Raw genomic sequence first — 18,124 nt, forward strand, 5'->3', positions numbered from 1 at the left:
GGCAGCCTTATGCTCGGCCGCTACAGTGATTGTAAAATATATGTCAGCGATTACCGCCGGATGCGGTCCCGCACTCTCGAGCTCTTGAACCAAGTGGCCATGAAGGCTGACGTGGAGGTTATCTCTTACCACGACTTTCTCTGCGACGACACAACGTGCAAGACCGAGATCGACGGCACATTCCTTTACCGAGACAGCGGTCACCTTTCCTATGAAGGATCCGAGGTCATTGCGCGAAAGACGAGACTTGCTGAGAGGCTGATCAGGTCTGCTCGTTAGAGCATTTTCGACATGGTTCCTCGGGCTACCTTCAAGCCTCAGGCTTCTTTGGAGCGGACCGCGCCAACATACCAAAGAACTGCGGTGTTGCGAGAATGCTCGCCGTGACGCCCTTCCCGGAGGCAAGACTGTAGCATGAGCGCGGCCTTTGGCCTGCAACAGCCCGGACCTGACGGCGAAATCGAGGGCCCTCGGGCGTGTTGCGATGCTCTCTGGCCCGATGCCGGGAAGCTGGATCAGGCGCAATTTTCTAAGCGCTCGCGGGCAACACGCCGCTTTGAAAGGGAGTACCCAGGGATACGTCTGGGGAGCTGTCCTACACCGGTGTTTGGGAGGCTCGGTGTGTAGGTTTACGTCTCCCTGGGCGAATACCGTTATGCAACTTAACGTACGGACCGCAAAATCGATTATTTGGATGGGGCCGATCCACTCTACGGATGAATTAGCTTGGCGTGGGACAGCGCGAAAGACAGTCTTACAACAGTAGCTGTGCCGCGGCGTTCGTAATCAACGTCCCAATAGGCCGTCATCACCTCGGGGAGAATGCCCTCGGTGTCCGCGTTGAAAAGTGAGCTCATGTACACATGCCCGACCGCTTCCTACGACGGCTCGGGCTCGCGCATTCTCAAATGGCAAGAAATGCTGCCTCCCAAGAGGTGGGTGTCGACAACCAGATGGGGTGCGATTCTCCAGCCACAGATTTTTCCCAAGCCTTTACTTGCAGCGCCTGCGCGGAAAGAGCCCTTCATTAAAACGGAAGCATTGGCGGTCAGCCATAGAATTGCACGACTTGCCTCGTGCGGTGCGACGTTCTCTTTGATGAAGCGCAAAGCTCCGCAGAACAGGCTGATGCCGCTCTGCGATCTCTCGTCTGGTCAGTTCGAAGTCGTGGCCATGGGTGGCCAGCGAACGACTGCCCGTCCGTCCGGCGGGAGTGCCGCTGTGCGCTCGTACGATGGGCGAAGCCCACTCTAACATACAACGTATCCTTCGCACATGTCCGCAGTGCCTCTGACCAGACGTCCAGTCCAGACTGACTACGACAACAATATCATTGCGGGCCAACAGCTTAGCGAAGCGCTTTTGTCTATCCATAGCGCGGATTTGGGCCATCCAAATAATCGATTTTTCGAATTTCGCCTATTCTGGTCTACGAGAAAAACCGAAAACAAGGAGAAACGACGGGATGCTTGACATTGGCGGTACTGGAGGAATGAAGGTTGCGACCACGTTCCTGGCAATGTCACTATTTCTGATGCCAACGGCAGAGGCTCAAGAGCAGCCGGTCTGGCATCACGGGCTGTCGCTCGTGGACGAGCTCAAATATCCGCCGGGTTTTGCTCACTTCGACTATGTGAATCCGGACGCTCCCAAGGGCGGAGAGCTTAGGCTATCGCAGACGGGCACCTTCGACACTTTCAATCCGCTCTTGGTGAAGGGCGAAACGGCGGTCGGTCTGGCGCTCGTTTTCGACACGCTCATGAAACCGGCGGAGGACAAAATTTCGACGGCTTACGGGCTTCTGGCGGAAAGCGTCTCCTTTCCCGACGACATCTCTTCGGCCACCCGCATCATGGAACTTTGCCTCCCGCCTACTGAGGCATCAGCAGGGGGCGACCAGGTGACAGGGGATCGAGTATGAAATCACAGGCAGCCTCGGCAATCTTTCGTCCGGACATCGAGGGATTGCGGGCTTTGGCAGTGTCCGGCGTCATTGCCTTTCATTTCGGCATGACGGATCTGCCCGGCGGGTTTGTCGGCGTCGACATCTTCTTCGTCATTTCGGGTTTTCTAATCACCCGACACCTGCAACAGGAAATCGGAAAAAGCGGCACCATCGATCTTTGGCGCTTCTATGCGCGGCGCGCCCGCCGCCTGCTCCCGGCCGCTTTCTTCGTCATCCTGACGACGCTGATCGTCGGCTATTTCCTTCTGTCGCCATCCGAACAACAGTTCTATTCGAAGGGATCGCTGTTCGCCTCAGCCTATATGATCAATCTGTGGCTGATCCGGTGGACAGTCGATTACTTCGCGCCGGATGCGACCAGCAACCCCTTCATCCACTTCTGGTCGCTATCGGTCGAGGAGCAGTTCTACCTCGTGTGGCCGGCGTTGCTTCTGCTTTTCGCAAAGCTGCGGCCGGGAAAGGGCGGTCTTTTCGTTCTTCTTGGGATCGTCGCGGTCACCTCTTTCACGCTTTGCTGGCGGATGACTGCCATTTCCCAGCCCTGGGCGTTCTATTTCTCGCCCCTGCGCGCATGGGAATTCGCCTGCGGCGGTCTCGCCTCGATGGCAGTGATGCAAGACTGGGCGAGGCGTTCCCGCTTCTCGCCCGCACTTGGATGGCTCGGGCTTCTGTCGATCGCAACGGCATATCTGACGGTGAGCGAGGAGGTTCCATTTCCAGGTTCGATTGCGCTGCTTCCAGTGCTCGGAACGGTGCTCATCCTCCTGAGCGGCGCGCATGAGGGCAAAGGGCCGAAGTCGATACTTGCGTTTTCGCCGTTCCAGGAAATCGGCAAGCTCTCCTATTCCCTCTATCTCTGGCATTGGCCCGTCATCGTCTATGCGGGCGTGCTCAAGCCCGAGCTGACCATCGTTGATCGTCTGTTGTGCCTGGCCTTGACGCTGGGGCTCTCGCTCTTCAGCTACCGCTTCATCGAGAACCCGGTGCGCCACAATGGCTGGCTCGCGGCAAAGACGAGCCGTTCGTTGGCCTTCGCCACGCTGCTCACAGGAACGGGCGCGACGCTCGCCTACGGCACCGCGGCGTTGGCTGAGCACAGCCTGGACGGCGAGCAGCGCCTGATCCTGCGGAGTGCAGAGCGAAAGTCGGCAGCCCGCGAATTCGATTCCGCCTGCGTCGCCGAGAGGGGAGAAGTGCAGCCGAAGGCCTGCGAATTCGGCGCTGCCAATTCCAAGAAGACCGTCGTGCTCTTCGGCGATTCCCATGCCGATCACTGGTCGACGCCGCTCAAGAAGATTGCCGAGAACAACGGTTGGCGGCTCGTCACTTATCTTAAGTCGTCCTGCCCGGCGGCAAGCGTCTCGACACGGAACGGCATGCCGCGGAAGTATAATGAGTGCGACAAGTGGCGCGACAGGGCGTTCCAAGAGATCAACACTCTGCGTCCCGACATCGTGATCCTATCCCAATACTCTTCGAGCTATGTAAAAAACGAGATCAATCACACTTCTGAGCACCAGTTCGAAGTGAAAGATTGGGCCGCCGGGATCAAGCGGTCGGTCGAAAGGCTGGAAAGCACCGGTAGCAATGTCGCGGTGCTTCGCGACGGGCCGGTGCACAAATCCTATCTCGACAAATGCGTGGCGCGCGCGCTTTGGCAGAAACGCAGTCCAAGCGATTGCGACACGCCGCGCAGCGAGGCGGTGGAGGAAACCATCCCCGCCGCGGAAAGAAAGGCGGCTTTGGAGATGCATGCGTCTTATGTCGATGTGGTCGATCTCTTCTGCAACAGGTCAACGTGCCCTGCGGTGATCGACGGAAAGCTCACCTTCCGCGACCGCCACCATATCGCCACGGCCTATGCGGAATCGCTCGCGCCGGCGCTGGAACGAGCGGTGTTTCAAAAGGCGGCGGTCTGGGCGGTGCAGGACGGGTCGCCGACGACAAGATGAACTGACTTCGGCGATGCAAGCCAGTGTTGGTGATCATTGCAAGCTGCGCGGAGCACGCGCAAACTCAGGAATGTCAATCGGCGTCCAAAATTCACTCCATAGTGGAGTGCGCCCCTTGGGGTGGACGAGGATCAGGCTGCTGATTTCCCAGTCTGCCGGATTATCAAAGATCGGGGCTGTGGAATCGTGCGCGACGCCGAGCTTCTTCACGTCATCGGCCGACAAGGTGACGCGATCGCCGGTTTTCGGGTCTGTGAAGGTCAGCGATCCGGGAAGTAGCCAATGGGTGCCGATGCCTCCGTTGCGCAGCACTGCGGGCGTGGCGATCTCGTGGACCGTAATCGCCGACTCGTGCCCGCAGTAAATTTCCTTGAGATCGGCCAAGAGCTCGCCTTCCGGCGCCAGTCCGAGCTGACCGCCGGCGCCGAGCACGGAATCGAAGCCGAAACTTTCGGCGTAGCGGTCATCGGAAGCGGACACGTCGGCAACGACGACGCGCAATCGCGCCAGATTTTCGGCCGGTGACGGACGCCGCAGCGTCTCTCGGACGGCAAAATAGAGGGTTATCGCACCGCGGTTCTCCACCGCGCCACCGTCGGTCACCCATTATCGCCGCGCTGCCATCCGGGCGCCGGTTGGAGGTCGATGGCGGCATCCGGAACTCCCGACAGCGTTTCAACTTGCTCGAGCGGACGGGCCAGGAAAGAGACCGGCATCGGCGCCAGCAGAAGCTCCTCATCCTGGTCGCAAGAAAATAGGCCTGACGTTCACCTAAGGCTTATCGCCGCGCAGATTCGTTCGAGGAAGGGCAGATTGTCCTGCCCCCAATAGATTTCGCCATCATAGACATAGGTGGGAAAGCCGAAGACACCGCTGGCGCGCGCATGGACGCGGTCCGCCGACCACTTGTTCTGAACTTCCTCGTCGGCCCGCCGCCTGAGGAGTGCTACGCCATCGAAGCCTGCGGCTGTTACGATCGCCTCGCGCACATCGGACTTGCCGATGTCCATCGCCTCGCTCCAGAAGGCATGCTGCAGAACGCGGGTAACGCCGATCCAATCCTGCCCGTCGAGATAGGCCGCAATGACAAAAGGGGACGACGGCGTCGGATCGCTGAGCTCCGGGCGATGTTCGAGCCGCAAGTCCTTGCCGCGCACGCGCGCCCAGCGTTTGAGGTCCCGCGTCCAGTACGCACGCCGGATCTCGGGCAGATTGCGCGAGAAGATCCCGCCGGTTTCCTCGACCAACCGTGGTCAGATAGGGCGTGATAACGGCGTCGTTCTTCGCCGCAAGGTCGGTGAAAGCTGGGTAGGCCGGGCGGGTTGGTCTCGGATGCCGGCAAGGCTTCTTCCGTCAGATGCCAGTGGTCGAGGATTTTAGCGCCTGCGGCAAGACGACGAGACGGATGATTTAGCCGTCGTGCAGGCCGAGCGCTCGTGCCGCCTCCCACTGGCCGGTACCGACGGACGGGATCCCCGCCTGCACGATCTCGGCGATGAATGCGGAGAATTTGATAACGAGGCCGGTGAGCAGGCCGCGAATTCCGGCGAGAGACTGAGCCCGCCGCGGATGTTGAAGCCGGCGAGCGGCAACCGGCCGGGCGCCGGAGAGGTATAGGAAGCAAAGAGTTGCGGCGACGGCCAATTCGACCGCTGCGGCACCGGTGCGGCTTGTCAGCCGGCGGGAGAGCGAGAATGAGCACAACGTTTGCGAGACCGCCGAGCGCCAAGAATGTGGGTAGGCTGAGCGGACCGCCCTCTAGCGACAGTGAAGGCATGTGGACGCCGCGATTGGTGAGAAAGACCATTCCGAAGAAGGCGGAAGCCTGGCGCCGGGCAGGAAGGACCTTTGCAATCCACATCCAGAAGAAGAGCTTGAGCAGCAGCGGCCTGGGCGGTGCCAGCGGGGTCAAAGGAGAGGCTGCTCGTGATCTCGAAATCACCGAAGGGCGTAAGCCGACTTCAGCGGATGAGCCGTCGTTCCAAGAAGGTCTGCATGTCGCGACGTCCGTCCACGACGCAGTAGACGACGACGTCGGTGCCCATGATGCGGTAGATCATGCGCCACGGCTTATGATGCAGTTCCCGGTATTCGGCGAGCCCGATACTCTCCAGCTCTTTCGGAATGTTTCCGCGGGCGGGGAACTCTGCGAGATCGGCGCAGGCGGTTTCGATTTCCTTCAAGATGCGCTCTGCCGTTTCAGTGCCGTCGCGACCGGCGATGAACCGGTAAAGATCCTCGATGTCGCGTTCCGCGTCCTCGGCGAAAAGAACACGGTACGCAGGACTGGCTGTCGGCCAGACGTTTGCGAATACGGGCGAAGGATTCGGCAGCAGGCCGCAGCTTGCCCTCCTCGACCTGCCGGTTGGTGAGCGCCAGCACCTTCAAGAGCGCCAGCGTCTCCTGCGTTTCTTCGTATTGACCGACGTCCTGAAGGATCGCTTTCGCCTCGCCGTAAAGGGTTATGACAACGGGCTGAGGATTATCCTTCAACGTCCGGATGATCTCGGGCGCATGCGCCTTGAGATAGCTGATCGGCTTGACCTGTTCTGACAGTTTCATTGCGGGTTGCTCCATTTCGACCAGAATATAGATCAACAAATGGTCAATTGTAAGGTCTGCCACGACACCGTGGGAACGGTATTTCCAGCGCGCGACCTCCCATTCCGCTGCGGCTGCTTTTTTCCTCGCAATGCCTGCGAAAGAGAATCTCTTTTCTTATAATGACGTTCGTACAACCCCCCGCCCTTTGTAGTGGATGATCTTCACGCTTTGCATGTCATGATGCGGCAATGTCGCACCGCGAATTTCATCACCGCTACTGCGGACCTATGGAAACGCTGCTGCGGCAAAAGTCGTCAGCCTGCGTCGCAGGGTCGAGCAACTGACGGGACGGGACAGTACCTCCGTCAGCCTTGGCGATAAGCGTCGGGAGATCAACCCCATTCTGCGTGGATGGGCAAACTATTATCGCCACTGTGTGGGCGCAGGCCGCGTGTTCGTCGGTATCGACTGGTATGTGGGTCTGCGTCTGTTCTGCTGGTTGGGTAAGAAACGGCCCAAAGCGGGGGTGCGTCAACTTTGGGGCTCCAAACGGCCCAGCGGTCGACGCCCCACCAGACGGCTCTGGCGAGAGGGCCGGTCGAGCAACACATGCTCGGCTGGACCCCCGTCTGCCGATATCGTTTGGCATGGATGGGAACGCCTGACTTTGCCATGTTTTCTGGAGAGCCGGATGCGCAACGAAAGGCGCATGTCCGGTTCGGCGATGTGAAACCTGCCGTCGCAAGGCGGTAAGGCGCACATCGCCTACTCTACCCACCTACCTGAAGGTGCGCCGCGGCGGCCGCATCGTCTCCGTCGCTATGATCATCGCCGTCGGCGTCAACACGGACGGCCGGCGCGAGGTGCTGGGCATGGAGGTCGGCACATCGAAGCCGAGCCGAGGAGTTCCTTCGCAAGCTAACCCGGCGTGGCCTGCGCGGCGGCAGGCTCGTCGTCTCCGATGCCCACGAAGGCATCAATGCGGCGGTTTCCAAAGTTCTGTGCGCCACCTGGTAGCGCTGCAGGGTTCATTTCGCTCGCAACGTGCTGGCGCATGCCGGAAAGAGTGGCCGTCGCGTCGTGTCGGCCTTCATCGCCACCGCCTTCGCCCAGGAGACGGCAGAGGCGGCAAGCCTGCAGTGGCGCGCCGTCACCGGCCAAATCCGCCCGAAGGTGCCAAAACTCGCCGCCATCATGGACGAGGCCGAGCACGACGTCCTCGCCTACATGAGCTTCCCCAAGGACCACCGCGTCAAGCTACACTCGATCAATCCGATAGAGCGACTCAATGGCGAGATCAAGCGGCGCACCGAGGTTGTCGGCATCTTTCCCAACGACGATGCCATCGTCCGCCTCGTCGGCGCATTGCTGCTTGAACAAAATGATGAGTGGGCCGTGCAGCGGACTCGCTATATGACACTGCAAACCATTAGCCAGATGAGCGATGATCCGCTCATCAGCCTGCCGGCAGTGGCACGCTGATCAGTCCGGCCTACGCCGGAGAGCACGGCGACCAAAGCCGTCAGTTACACCACTCCAGTGGGCACGATCGATATGGCCGCCGAACACTGCTTTGTGTCGCCGTAGATGCAATATTCCTGCGGACCGCTCTGGCAAGCGCCTGGCTAAATCCGGTTATTGGGTCACTCCGTTCTCACGGGCTGCCGAAGGCCGCTCAGATCCGAAATGCTGTGAACACTCGCAGCTATGCCGATGTCGGACTGAGAAGGGATGCGGACATGGGGAGAAGTCGTCTTTCTTGTAACAGGATGGATACGAGATCTCGGCAGCCGTCACTGCTCCCTACCTTTGAGTTCATCTACACGGCCTGGCGTCGCAACGTCATTTAAACAGTCAAAAGCCGAGCTTGTGCTTTTGAACTGGCCCGAAGGAAAGGTCGTCTTGTCTGTCGAAAGCTCCAGATTGTCTTGAGGAGCGCTACAATGCTACTTAATGTCTGGACTCGACTCCGTCTTCGCGCCGGCAAGGGGAGAGTGATTGGCCTTAGATGCCGCAAGGGACACTGCAGTCAGTATCAGTCCATCTGCAATAAGGAAGCGGCCGCGGAGCTCCGAAGGAAAATTGTTCGCCGGCACGATCGTGTGCGGAAGCTGAGCAACAAATGAGCGATCTTCCGGAATGATAGTGACTACGGCATCCTCGAAGCCTAACCATTCACCTGTGAGCGGGAACCACGCCTTGAAGATGCTCTCCTTGGCACTGAAGAGCAGCCGTCCCCAATTGCGGCCCTGAGGTGCGTTTGCGATCCAATTTCGCTCCTCGTCACCCGAAATGAGCGGCAACACGCCTGAGGGGAGCTCCTCGTCGACTTCGACATCGATCCCAAGCGCAACGCAGTCCTTCTGCAGGGCAACAGCCGCGGCATGAAATCCGGCGCAATGCGTTATGCTGCCCACGACGCCGGACGGCCAGAGCGGTTCTCGGTTAGGCCCAGTTGGGATCGCTGACGGTGGAAAGCCAAGCTTGGACAATGCCGCTCTGGCACAGGCCCGCCCGATCGAAAATTCACGCCTTCTGCTTTTGACTGCGGTCGCGATTGCACTTTCCTCTTCGGCCATCACTCCAGTTCTGCTGCCTTCACTTGCCAGGCAGGTTTGCACGGCAACATTCGATGGCAGCAGCGTTCCTATCATCGAGATCTCCTCTCGCTTGAGCATGCATTTTTGCGGGGTCCCCGAGCAAAATCGAGTGCAGTCGACGGCGCTTCCCCGCCAATGTCATTTGACTCGGATCGAAAATCAGCAGCTGAGGGGAAGCGAAGCCTCCGCCTTGCATCCGGGCGGTCAGCGACAATCCAGAGAGAGTCGCCACGCTTGCATCAGCTCTCAGTTCTCGCGGCTCGCTCCTCGGCTAAGGAGCATTCCTTTGAGATCGCCGAACTGCCTGAATATCACGAGCACGGCCAGCAACCCTGCCAATAGCTCAGCAACTGCCTGGCTGATCAACAGGCCGTTAAAACCCCAAATGACGGGCAACAGCAGTATGGCTGGTACGAAGAGATATCCTTGCCTCGCGAAGGAAACGACGGCACTCAGACGGGCTCGCCCGAACGACTGAAGCATGGTTATTGCAACGTACTGGACACCAAAAAGCCCGAAAAACAGATGGAACACGATGCATGTCGGGACAGCGATTTGCGTCACGGCCTCGCTATCGCTCAAGAGCTGGACGATTGGCCGGGCAAAAACCACGACCACAGCAGAAAAGCTGACCGAGAACCCAACGGCTACGGAAAGCATGAACTTCGCCGCTCTCTGTACCCGAGCGAAATCTTGTGCTCCCCAACTGAAACCGAGAACCGCTTGGGAGCCGATGCACAGGCCCATAATCGGGAGTGCACCAATCGTTATCAAGCGTGCCGCTATACCTACAGCGGCAATGGAATTGTCGCCGAACGGCGCAGCAGCCCTGTTCAAGAGCATAAATGAAGCAGCAGACAAGATACCGGTGAAGGTTGCGGGAGCTCCAATGGCGGCCATCTGCTTTACGCGGTCGCCCCTCCAACTTGCGAAGGAAGGTCGGACACGGACAATTCCACGTTGCTTCACGAAATAGAGGACGTAGAGGCTGGTGGCGGAGATCTGAGACAGCAGTGTTGCTAGCGCCGCTCCGCGAACACCGAGATCCAGCGAAAAAATCAGAATTGGATCGAGCAGGGCATTCAGCGTGAAAGATGTAATCATGGTCCACATGCTGAAGCGTGTATTACCCTCAGCTCTCACGATAAACCCGTTGACCATGTTCAACAGCATGAGAGTGTACCCAAACAGGAGCAACCATGCGTAATCGAGCGCAGCTGGCATTATTGTCGGACTGGCACCCAGCATAGCGAGAACGTCGCGCAAATTGAGAAGCAGAGCGACGGTCAGTCCGACTCCGATCGGAACCGCGAGGCCGAGTGCCGAGCTCGCCCCTCGACTGGCCTCCAGCGAATTGCCAGCCCCGAGGTTGCGCGATACGAAGGATGCTGTGCCGACGCCGATTCCCTGCCCGACCGCGGTGAGCAGGACCACGATAGGCAAAGTTATGCTGACGGCAGCGATAGCCTGCGCACCCAGTGTCCCGACAAAGATCGCATTCACGAACTGCTGAAGTGCATTGAACGACAACCCAATAATCGAGGGAATGGCGAGCCGTATGATGAGGCGGGACACCTTGCCATCCAACAAACTGATATGCTCTGCCGGTGAGGCCATGCGCTCTTCTTCGCCCTTCATCTGTTGCTCCGAGGGCCCCATCCGTTACCGGCCGATTGCGCCAGGATCTGCAAACGCGTCCACCATCTGCAGGAGCTCTTCCTGCAAGATTGCGCAGACCTTGCGGGTCGTTTCGTAGCCAACGTGTCGTGGATCATATCTGACTTCGATCTGTAGTTCGCCCGATTGGTATCCGACGCGAAACCAGAAGAGGTAGTTCAGAACGGACTGATCCATGTCGTCACCGATCCACAATGGGTGTGGATCTCTGGACAGCAGACGGCGCGGATAATGATGTTGAAGCCTCGCTCGATAGTTCACTCCAATGCGAGGTAACGGCAGACGATCGATCCGCTCCCGGACAGCGGGGTTCCGATTTAAGAACTTCAAAGCTCGGAAACCTATGCCCTGGCGTGGCAACGAGCTGCGCTGCTGATAAATCGAACGGGCTCGGTCCGGACGAGACTCTGTACCGTCAAGGCATAACGGGAGCGGTACCAGTTCACCGATATAACCGATGATTTGAGAGGGGTCGATGTCGTCAAACAGACGTCCCCTGGTCGAAGTGAGACTGTCAATCCAGAGTGAGTAATTGCCGAAAGCGCGGCCAAATGTCCCCGAAATAGCAGCAAGCAATAGATCGAAATCTTCGCAGTCTGCAGACGCCGCCGCAACGTTGAGAAGCTTCCTTGTTGCCTCCTCACTGATCCTTAGATGGAATGTTGCCTGGTCTTTCCAGAGCGGTCTGCAGAATTCTTCATCGAGATGTTCCTCACCCCCTACATAGTGGAGCCACCTTGCAGTTTCGGCTGAAAATCCCGCCGCGCCAGCGCCAGCGTCGCTCACACGCATGTCAAACTGGTCATACCGCAAGCTCTCCCAGTGTTCGAGCTCTGTTGCCGCTTCGCCATTTGCGTAATTCTCCAATCGCTCCAGCCATCGAGACAGGGTCGACGCCTCGGGATCCGCAGCGCTTTGGCCTGAAGCAAACGAATTGTAAGCTGCCTCGAGGGCATTCAGGAACAGCCGGTATCCAACCCCGTCTGCTACGAAATGGTGTAGCAGGACAAGCAAATAGTAATCGTCGCACTCTGATGTCCGGAAGGCTGAGACTCTGATAAGCGGTGTCTCACCGTCAAATCGAAATGTGCGCTGACGCTCCGCGCAGGCGTGCTCGATGACCGTGAGTTGTTTTGCTGCGGCCATGCCGGCAAGGTCTATTTCTTCGATCAGGGGATCTGGTATCGAACCGATTGCCTGAGACAGGCCGCTCTCCGTTTGGTCAATTCGGAGCCTCAGTCCTTCCTCCCGGCCGAGGACATGCGCAAGCGCTTGCTCAAGAATGGAGAGGTTCAAGTGGCCGGCGGGCATGAAGAACAGATCGCCAATGTTGTAGTGTTCGCCAATGCCAACGATACTATTCCAATGGGAGACTGCAGGGGTCACTGGCAGCGGCCCATCGGAAGTCGCCAAGGCAGAGGCCGCAGCCGACGTTTGGTGCTTTGCCAGTTCTCGGATCGTTGGTGTCCGATGCAGTTGGCTGACGGTAAAGCTCAGTCCCGCTTTGCGCGCCAGTGTAACGCACCGCACACTCAGAAGCGAATTTCCGCCGATATCAAAGAAGCTATCATCGATACCGACAGATTTTGTGCCCAACAGCTCTTGCCAAATATCGGCGAGCAGTCGCTCCCTCTTCGTCTGCGGCTTAGCGGATTTGGCCCTTCGCATGATGCTCGATGACACGGACGCCAGACGGGCACGGTCTATCTTCCCGCTCGCCGTGACCGGAATACGGCGCACGACCCGAACATCCGACGGAATCATGTAAGATGGCAGTTTTTGCCGCAGATGGTCTACAATGTCCCTTGAGGCCAGGCCGGCACGAGCCGGGACGACAAGGGCGAGCAGTCGCTGATCATCATCCTGGCCCCTTACAAATGCCGCGGCCTTCGCAACGCCAGGATGCGATGCAAGCGCCGTTTCGATGTCCTCCAGTTCAATTCGAAACCCCCGAAGCTGGATTTGGTTGTCCGCACGCCCGCAAATCTCCAGAAGGCCTTCCACCGAGATGCGAGCAATATCACCACTGCGGTAGAGGAGGCTGTATTGACCTTCATCGTACGGATTTGGAACGAACGAGTGAGTTGTCCGCTCTGGATCCTTCCAATAACCCGTGCTCAGGCAGCGCCCTGCCACGCAGAGCTCGCCCGCAACGCCCACGGGCACCCGCTTCAACTGTGCGTCAAGAACGTAAATTTTTACATTGTCGATCGGGCGCCCGACCGGCACGGCTGAAAAGCCGTCGTCGCCGTTCGATGTTCGGTATACCGCTGAATTAGACGCGCACTCCGTCGTTCCATAGAAATTCCATAGGGGTACGTCTGGAAAGCATTCTCTCCAACGACCGGGAAGTGATGGCGGCATCGGTTCAGCGCTGCTTGTAACAAGGCGCAAGTTGGTCCTTTTTGGGCCTCGCTGTTGAGAGGCGATCAAACCGGTGAGAATGGGAGGAGAGGCAAACAACCGCGTCACGTGATGCTTTGCCAATGCTTGCAACAAGAGGTCGGGGTCGAGCAACTGCTCGTGCGTCAGGATCAGCGTTGGCACTCCCTTCAGGAGCCCTCCGAAATACTCCCATGCCGCAGCAACAAGGGCTGCTGACTTCTGTACCACCATCACGTCGAAGCCATCGAAGGGAAAGCATCGCCACATCCAGTTCAGTCGGTTGAGTATGGCGGATTCCGGTATGAGAACGCCCTTCGCCTTACCGGTCGAGGAAGAGGTATATATTAGACTGGCTGTGCTCTCATCGGGCAATTCGATAGTTCTGTGCGAAACCTGGCCAGCGTTGTATCTGGCCTGCAGGGTGGTCAGGCTGACGCTCGGCAGCGCGAAATGGACCTCTTCGTCACTGCCGGTGTGCACAAGGAGGTTCGCGCCGCTATCCTCCAGGATCTGGCCGACCCGCTCCTTCGGGTAATCTGGCGATATCGGCACAACAACTGCCTGCAAGTCCCGAATTGCCAACGTTGTGGCCGCTACATCCGGGGACCTGTCAACCAGCATGGCAACGATGTCTCCCGGCCCCACCCCGCAAGCTCGCAGAACGGCCTTGATCGCAGCCACTCGTTCGCGCAGTTGGCCAAACGTGATTGCTCCGAATTCGCCGAAGTAGGCCACCCGATCGATATTCAAAGCGCTCACCTGATCGAACGCTTCCACGAGCAGAGGTTCGTTCTCGTATAGCCGCTCCTCGCCCTTGAGCGAATTTAGACTGGCGACTTCCGACGGGCTGAGACCCTCCAGGGCGAGGATCGGCTCGCCCGATCTCTCCACACAGGTAGCAATGAGATGACGAAGATTATCGGCCATGCGAGCGATCTCATCGCTCGAAAATATGTCTTCCGCGTAGGCCAGTTGCAATGCAATTGCACTGCCTTCATCTTGCGCGTACAGCGTGAGGTCGAATTTCACATAACCGGTGTCGTATTCGCGAAATGACACTTGGAGATCGCGTTTGCCAGGTGGCTCCGCGGGCTCAGAGTACATGTTGAACATGGCTTGGAAGATGGGCGATCGACCAGGCTCGCGGTGGAGTCGGGCATCCCGGACCATCCAGCTGAACGGATACGCCGAGTTCGCGATGGCGTCGCCTATGAGGTCCTGTACGTGAGTTACGTGGCCCACGAAGGACCTGTTGACGTCAATCGTTGTGCGGATCGGCACCATGTTGAGGAAGAATCCCACGATCTCCTCAGTGCCTGGCTCGCTGCGCACCACGTGCGGTATGCCAACGATAATATCGTCTTGGCCGCTATACATCCGCAACAGCAGCTTGAAGCATGCCAGGAGGACCGTGGAAGTCGTGCACCTGTGCCGGCGTGCAAAATCTCGCAACTGATCAGATAGCTCACCGTCAAGGAGAACCGCATGCGAATTCCCGCGGTAGGAGGTCACTTTCGGCCGCAGTCGAGGGCTTCCGAGCGAAAGTACCGGAGGATTGTCGCCTATCTGCTGACGCCAATAGCGCCGCTGGCCCTTCAGCGACTTCGGCGTTACATGTGCACTTTCCCACAGCGCATAGCTAGAGAGTGATGTGCGATCCGCCGGAGAAAATGCAGCGGCATGCGAGTATCTCGTTTGCAAATCTCTGAGCAGGACAGAGATCGACCATGCATCTATGATGATTTCGTGCGCGGTGATCAATATGAGATGGTCGTCCGCGCCGAGACGGATTATGCGCGCACGAAACAGATTGCCCTGACTGAGATCAAAGGGCTTGTTGAGCTCCGTTCGCCGCAGCTCCGCCACAACTGCCTCGGCCTCGTGGTTGGATAGGAGGGTGGCGTCCACCAACTCTAGATCGGAGTTCTTGGGATCATCGAAAATTTGAACTGGGCCGTCTTCGTCGCTGAAACGTGCCGAAAGCGCGTCATGCGCCTGAACCACATCTTTCCAGGCCTTATTGAAAGCGGCCGGATCGATGTCACCTCGGATACGCACACCACCCTGGATAATGTAGTTTTTCGCAGTCGGGTCGAGCTGCCAGAGGAACCAAAGGTGTTCCTGTACTCGAGTGAGGGGTGATCGTCTGAGCTTGCCACAGGTGGGGAGCCCCAACTTTGTCGTCTCGGACTGCCTTGATATCGACGCCGCAAGCGACCTGATCGTCCCATTCAGAACAAGCCTGAAGTCCACCTTCGTCCCGAGCTGCCTGTGGATTTGAGCCAATATTAGCATCGCGCGGATCGAGTCTCCGCCGAGATCCATGAATTGGTCGCCCACGCCGATACTTTCGATCCGAAGAATGCTGGACCAAATATCTCGTAGTCTGCTTTCGAGCTCGGTCGTTGGTTCCTCGAAGGGCTCCAGCAACTCCGGGCGAAGCGTCGTCGGATCAGGCAGTGACGCGAAGTCGACCTTGCCGTTTGGGGTCGTCGGTAGCCGGTCGACACGTATGATTCGTTCCGGCAGCATGTAGGCAGGCAGCGTTTCGGCAACAAAGCTGCGGAGTTCACTCTCCGATAGCCCCGCAGGAGCCGACACATACGCCACTATCCGTCTGGGCCCGATTGCTCCGTCGGTATTTGCTATGTCCCTGGCCGTGAGCTTCACGCTCTCGTGGAGGGGTGCAACAGCCACGGCCGCACTTATCAAAGGATGGGCGCATAGGCGAGACTCGATCTCTCCGAGTTCGATTCGATGTCCGCGGATCTTGATCTGCCGATCTCGTCTACCAAGACACTCCAAGAGGCCGTCTGCCCTGATCCGTCCAAGATCGCCGGTCTTGTAGAGCTGCCGATATGATGGGTGGTCCGAGAACGGATTTGACAGAAAAGCATTTTCGGTACGCTCGCCATCGTTGATGTAACCGTCAGCGACACCGACACCGCTCACACAGATTTCGCCAATTTCCCCCGCCTCGCACAGACGTGTGCCGCTGGCGATATAAACCCTGAGATTGGCAATCGGCTTACCAATGGGAACATAGGCGTCAGCCGTAAGGGGCGGGAGAGAGATCAGATGATGCGTAACCCCATCCGCGCATTCTGTCGGGCCGTAGTGATTGAGGATCGGGACTTGAGGATAGAGTGTCAGCCAGCTGCGCACCAAGGCAGGCGTCAGCGGCTCGCCGACCGTGGAGATCATGCGTAAGGCGCCGAGAAGCCGCTCCTGCGCCGACAGTGTCTGCAGATATTCAACGAATACTGCGAGCGACGATGGAACGAATTGGACGATAGTGACGCGATTTGTTTCAAGGGCCTCAAGAAGGGCCATCGGAGATCTCACTGTCGCATCATCTATGATCGTGACGCAACTGCCGACACAAAGCCCTGCCAAAAGCTGCCACAGCGAGATGTCAAAGCTATGCGAGGCAGTTTGTGCGACACAGTCCTTCTGACCTAGCTGGAGTGCATCAATCTTCGCCATCAAGTGGTTGTTGAGGCCCGCCCGCTTGACCATCACTCCCTTTGGTCTTCCCGTCGAACCGGAGGTGAACAGGAGGTAGGCGAGAGGGCCCTCTACCGATGCTCGCATTGCAGGGGAGGTACAGACATCGAGTAGCGCCGCCTGCACCGTCAAGAATTGCAGGTCGCCGGTGCTGTCTTCCTGGAAGCGAGCAAGCGATTCGCGTCTTTCTGACCCGATAATCAGATTGCATCCACTCTGCTCAATCACGCAGGAAATGCGCGATGCCGGTAAGGATGGATCGAGCGGCAAATAAGTTGAGCCGCTTTTCAAAATTGCGATTACCGTGACCGCCCAATTGAGGTCTCTTGCGCCGTAATAGCCCACGATCGTACCCTCTGGACCGCGCGCCCGCAGGGTGCTCGCAATTCTATCCGACAGCAGTTGCAGCCCACCATATGTGAGCTCTTCCGCACCATGCTTGATCGCTACCTTGTCCCGGAACAATGCTGCGATTTCATCGATAGCCGCGACTACATCGATGAGTTGATTTCCCATAAATTCGGACTTCACAGTCCGGCCATCGTTGAGCATAAGGTTCCTCGCCCGGCGAGGCAGCCAGTGGGTCATAGTTGGTCGTTCCTGCCCCGTCGCGATCGACAATCAGCAAAAGTCATGCCAGCGACGCGGAGAAGCGCCTATGCGAAACGTCACTGTCAGTTCAACGCTTTAAGCGAGTGTGTTAGGAATTTTGTCGAACAGCAGCGTGTCGTGGCACTGACAAACACGACAATAGGGGTCACCTCTGGCTCCTTGGAAACAGCGGGCAGGGACATTAGCTAACGACGGTGGGTGCAGTTTGCAGCATCTGGTTCCCGATCAGCGTTGCGGCGACACTTGGGCATGAACAGGTAGACGCGGGGTCCTTTGCAACATTTTGAATTGCCGCGGATGAAACAGAAGCCGTCTTCGGTGGATAACAAAATGGCGCGGGTCTGGCATGCCAGACCCGCGCCAAGCCGCACGACTGTGCGGAGTTGCCCTGGGAGGCATTACTCGGCTGGCTGAACCATTTCCGGGTTGGATCCCGCCGGCCCGTCACCTGCAAGCGCCCCGGAAAGCTGCGCTTGGTCGAGTTCTCCTTCCCACTTCGCCACCACCAGTGTCGCTGCCGCATTGCCGATAGTATTCGTAATTGCCCGGCACTCCGACATGAAGCGGTCGATGCCGAGGATCAGCGCCATGCCGGCGACCGGCACGGAGGGGACGACGGAGAGCGTCGCGGCCAACGTGATGAAGCCAGCGCCGGTGATGCCGGCCGCACCCTTCGAGCTCAGCATGGCGACGAGCAGGAGCAGGATCTGGTCGCCATAGGAGAGCGGCGTGTCGGTCGCCTGGGCGATGAACAGCGCCGCCAGCGTCATGTAGATATTGGTGCCGTCGAGGTTGAAGGAATAGCCGGTCGGAATGACGAGGCCGACGACCGAGCGCTTGCAACCGGCCTTTTCCATCTTGTTCATCAGGCCCGGCAGTGC

Annotated in this window: 10 protein-coding genes and 4 pseudogenes; 5 read left to right on the plus strand and 9 right to left on the minus strand. The window is 58.3% G+C overall.

Annotated elements, in window-relative coordinates:
* The 3 genes and pseudogenes from CO656_RS30615 to CO656_RS28620 form a co-directional block, all read left to right on the plus strand.
* The coding region (locus CO656_RS30615; RefSeq protein WP_272938888.1) for an SGNH hydrolase domain-containing protein at window positions 1-279 on the plus strand (279 nt) is incomplete at its 5' end.
* 1,186 nt (window positions 280-1,465) lie between these two features.
* Window positions 1,466-1,846: pseudogene (locus tag CO656_RS28615) on the plus strand (ABC transporter substrate-binding protein); the annotation flags it as partial.
* A gap of 71 nt (window positions 1,847-1,917) precedes the next feature.
* Window positions 1,918-3,918, plus strand: coding sequence for an acyltransferase family protein (locus CO656_RS28620; protein WP_097528039.1), 2,001 nt, complete (start codon window positions 1,918-1,920; stop codon window positions 3,916-3,918).
* 33 nt (window positions 3,919-3,951) lie between these two features.
* Here the strand turns inward: CO656_RS28620 and CO656_RS28625 are convergent, their stop codons facing one another.
* The 5 genes and pseudogenes from CO656_RS28625 to CO656_RS28645 all read right to left on the minus strand — a co-directional run.
* Window positions 3,952-4,521 carry a hypothetical protein gene (locus CO656_RS28625; RefSeq protein WP_097528040.1) on the minus strand — a complete coding sequence of 190 codons (570 nt, stop codon included), beginning with the start codon at window positions 4,519-4,521 and terminating at the stop codon, window positions 3,952-3,954.
* Between the two features lie 168 nt (window positions 4,522-4,689).
* Window positions 4,690-5,223, minus strand: a pseudogene (locus tag CO656_RS28630) (DsbA family protein); the annotation flags it as partial.
* 105 nt (window positions 5,224-5,328) lie between these two features.
* Complete coding sequence (locus CO656_RS30425) at window positions 5,329-5,622, minus strand: hypothetical protein (protein ID WP_097528041.1); 294 nt, start codon at window positions 5,620-5,622, stop codon at window positions 5,329-5,331.
* Window positions 5,623-5,879: 257 nt separating this feature from the next.
* The gene (locus tag CO656_RS28640; protein WP_097528042.1) at window positions 5,880-6,251 is read right to left on the minus strand and encodes a type II toxin-antitoxin system RelE/ParE family toxin; all 372 of its coding nucleotides are present in this window, start codon (window positions 6,249-6,251) and stop codon (window positions 5,880-5,882) included.
* Window positions 6,202-6,480, minus strand: a pseudogene (locus CO656_RS28645) (type II toxin-antitoxin system Phd/YefM family antitoxin); the annotation flags it as partial. The gene CO656_RS28640 and the pseudogene CO656_RS28645, both read right to left, overlap by 50 nt.
* A gap of 322 nt (window positions 6,481-6,802) precedes the next feature.
* On the opposite strand from CO656_RS28645, the gene CO656_RS28650 reads away from it, so the two are divergent.
* Window positions 6,803-7,192 (plus strand): group II intron maturase-specific domain-containing protein, encoded by a 390-nt coding sequence (locus CO656_RS28650; protein WP_234819717.1) that lies wholly within the window; start codon window positions 6,803-6,805, stop codon window positions 7,190-7,192.
* Between the two features lie 46 nt (window positions 7,193-7,238).
* Window positions 7,239-7,944: pseudogene (locus tag CO656_RS28655) on the plus strand (IS256 family transposase); the annotation flags it as partial.
* A gap of 464 nt (window positions 7,945-8,408) precedes the next feature.
* Here CO656_RS28655 and CO656_RS28660 read toward each other — a convergent pair.
* The 4 genes from CO656_RS28660 to CO656_RS28675 form a co-directional block, all read right to left on the minus strand.
* Window positions 8,409-9,116 (minus strand): 4'-phosphopantetheinyl transferase superfamily protein, encoded by a 708-nt coding sequence (locus CO656_RS28660; protein ID WP_097528045.1) that lies wholly within the window; start codon window positions 9,114-9,116, stop codon window positions 8,409-8,411.
* Between the two features lie 192 nt (window positions 9,117-9,308).
* The gene (locus CO656_RS28665; RefSeq protein ID WP_097528043.1) at window positions 9,309-10,700 is read right to left on the minus strand and encodes an MATE family efflux transporter; all 1,392 of its coding nucleotides are present in this window, start codon (window positions 10,698-10,700) and stop codon (window positions 9,309-9,311) included.
* Window positions 10,701-10,724: 24 nt separating this feature from the next.
* A complete protein-coding gene (locus CO656_RS28670) occupies window positions 10,725-17,219 on the minus strand; it encodes a non-ribosomal peptide synthetase (RefSeq protein WP_234819716.1) in 6,495 nt (2,164 codons plus the stop codon).
* Between the two features lie 422 nt (window positions 17,220-17,641).
* A partial coding sequence (locus tag CO656_RS28675) for a cation:dicarboxylase symporter family transporter (protein WP_144353247.1) occupies window positions 17,642-18,124 on the minus strand: 483 nt, incomplete at its 5' end.

The sequence above is a fragment of the Sinorhizobium sp. FG01 genome, assembly GCF_002531875.1.
Classification (GTDB): domain Bacteria; phylum Pseudomonadota; class Alphaproteobacteria; order Rhizobiales; family Rhizobiaceae; genus Sinorhizobium; species Sinorhizobium fredii_C.

What these genes read in the sequence shown, in the direction of transcription:
- CO656_RS28620 (WP_097528039.1), top strand. Translation starts at nt 1,918, where the DNA reads ATGAAATCACAGGCAGCCTCGGCAATCTTTCGTCCGGACATCGAGGGA.
- CO656_RS28660 (WP_097528045.1), bottom strand. Translation starts at nt 9,116, where the DNA reads ATGATAGGAACGCTGCTGCCATCGAATGTTGCCGTGCAAACCTGCCTG.
- CO656_RS28665 (WP_097528043.1), bottom strand. Translation starts at nt 10,700, where the DNA reads ATGAAGGGCGAAGAAGAGCGCATGGCCTCACCGGCAGAGCATATCAGT.
- CO656_RS28670 (WP_234819716.1), bottom strand. Translation starts at nt 17,219, where the DNA reads ATGACCCACTGGCTGCCTCGCCGGGCGAGGAACCTTATGCTCAACGAT.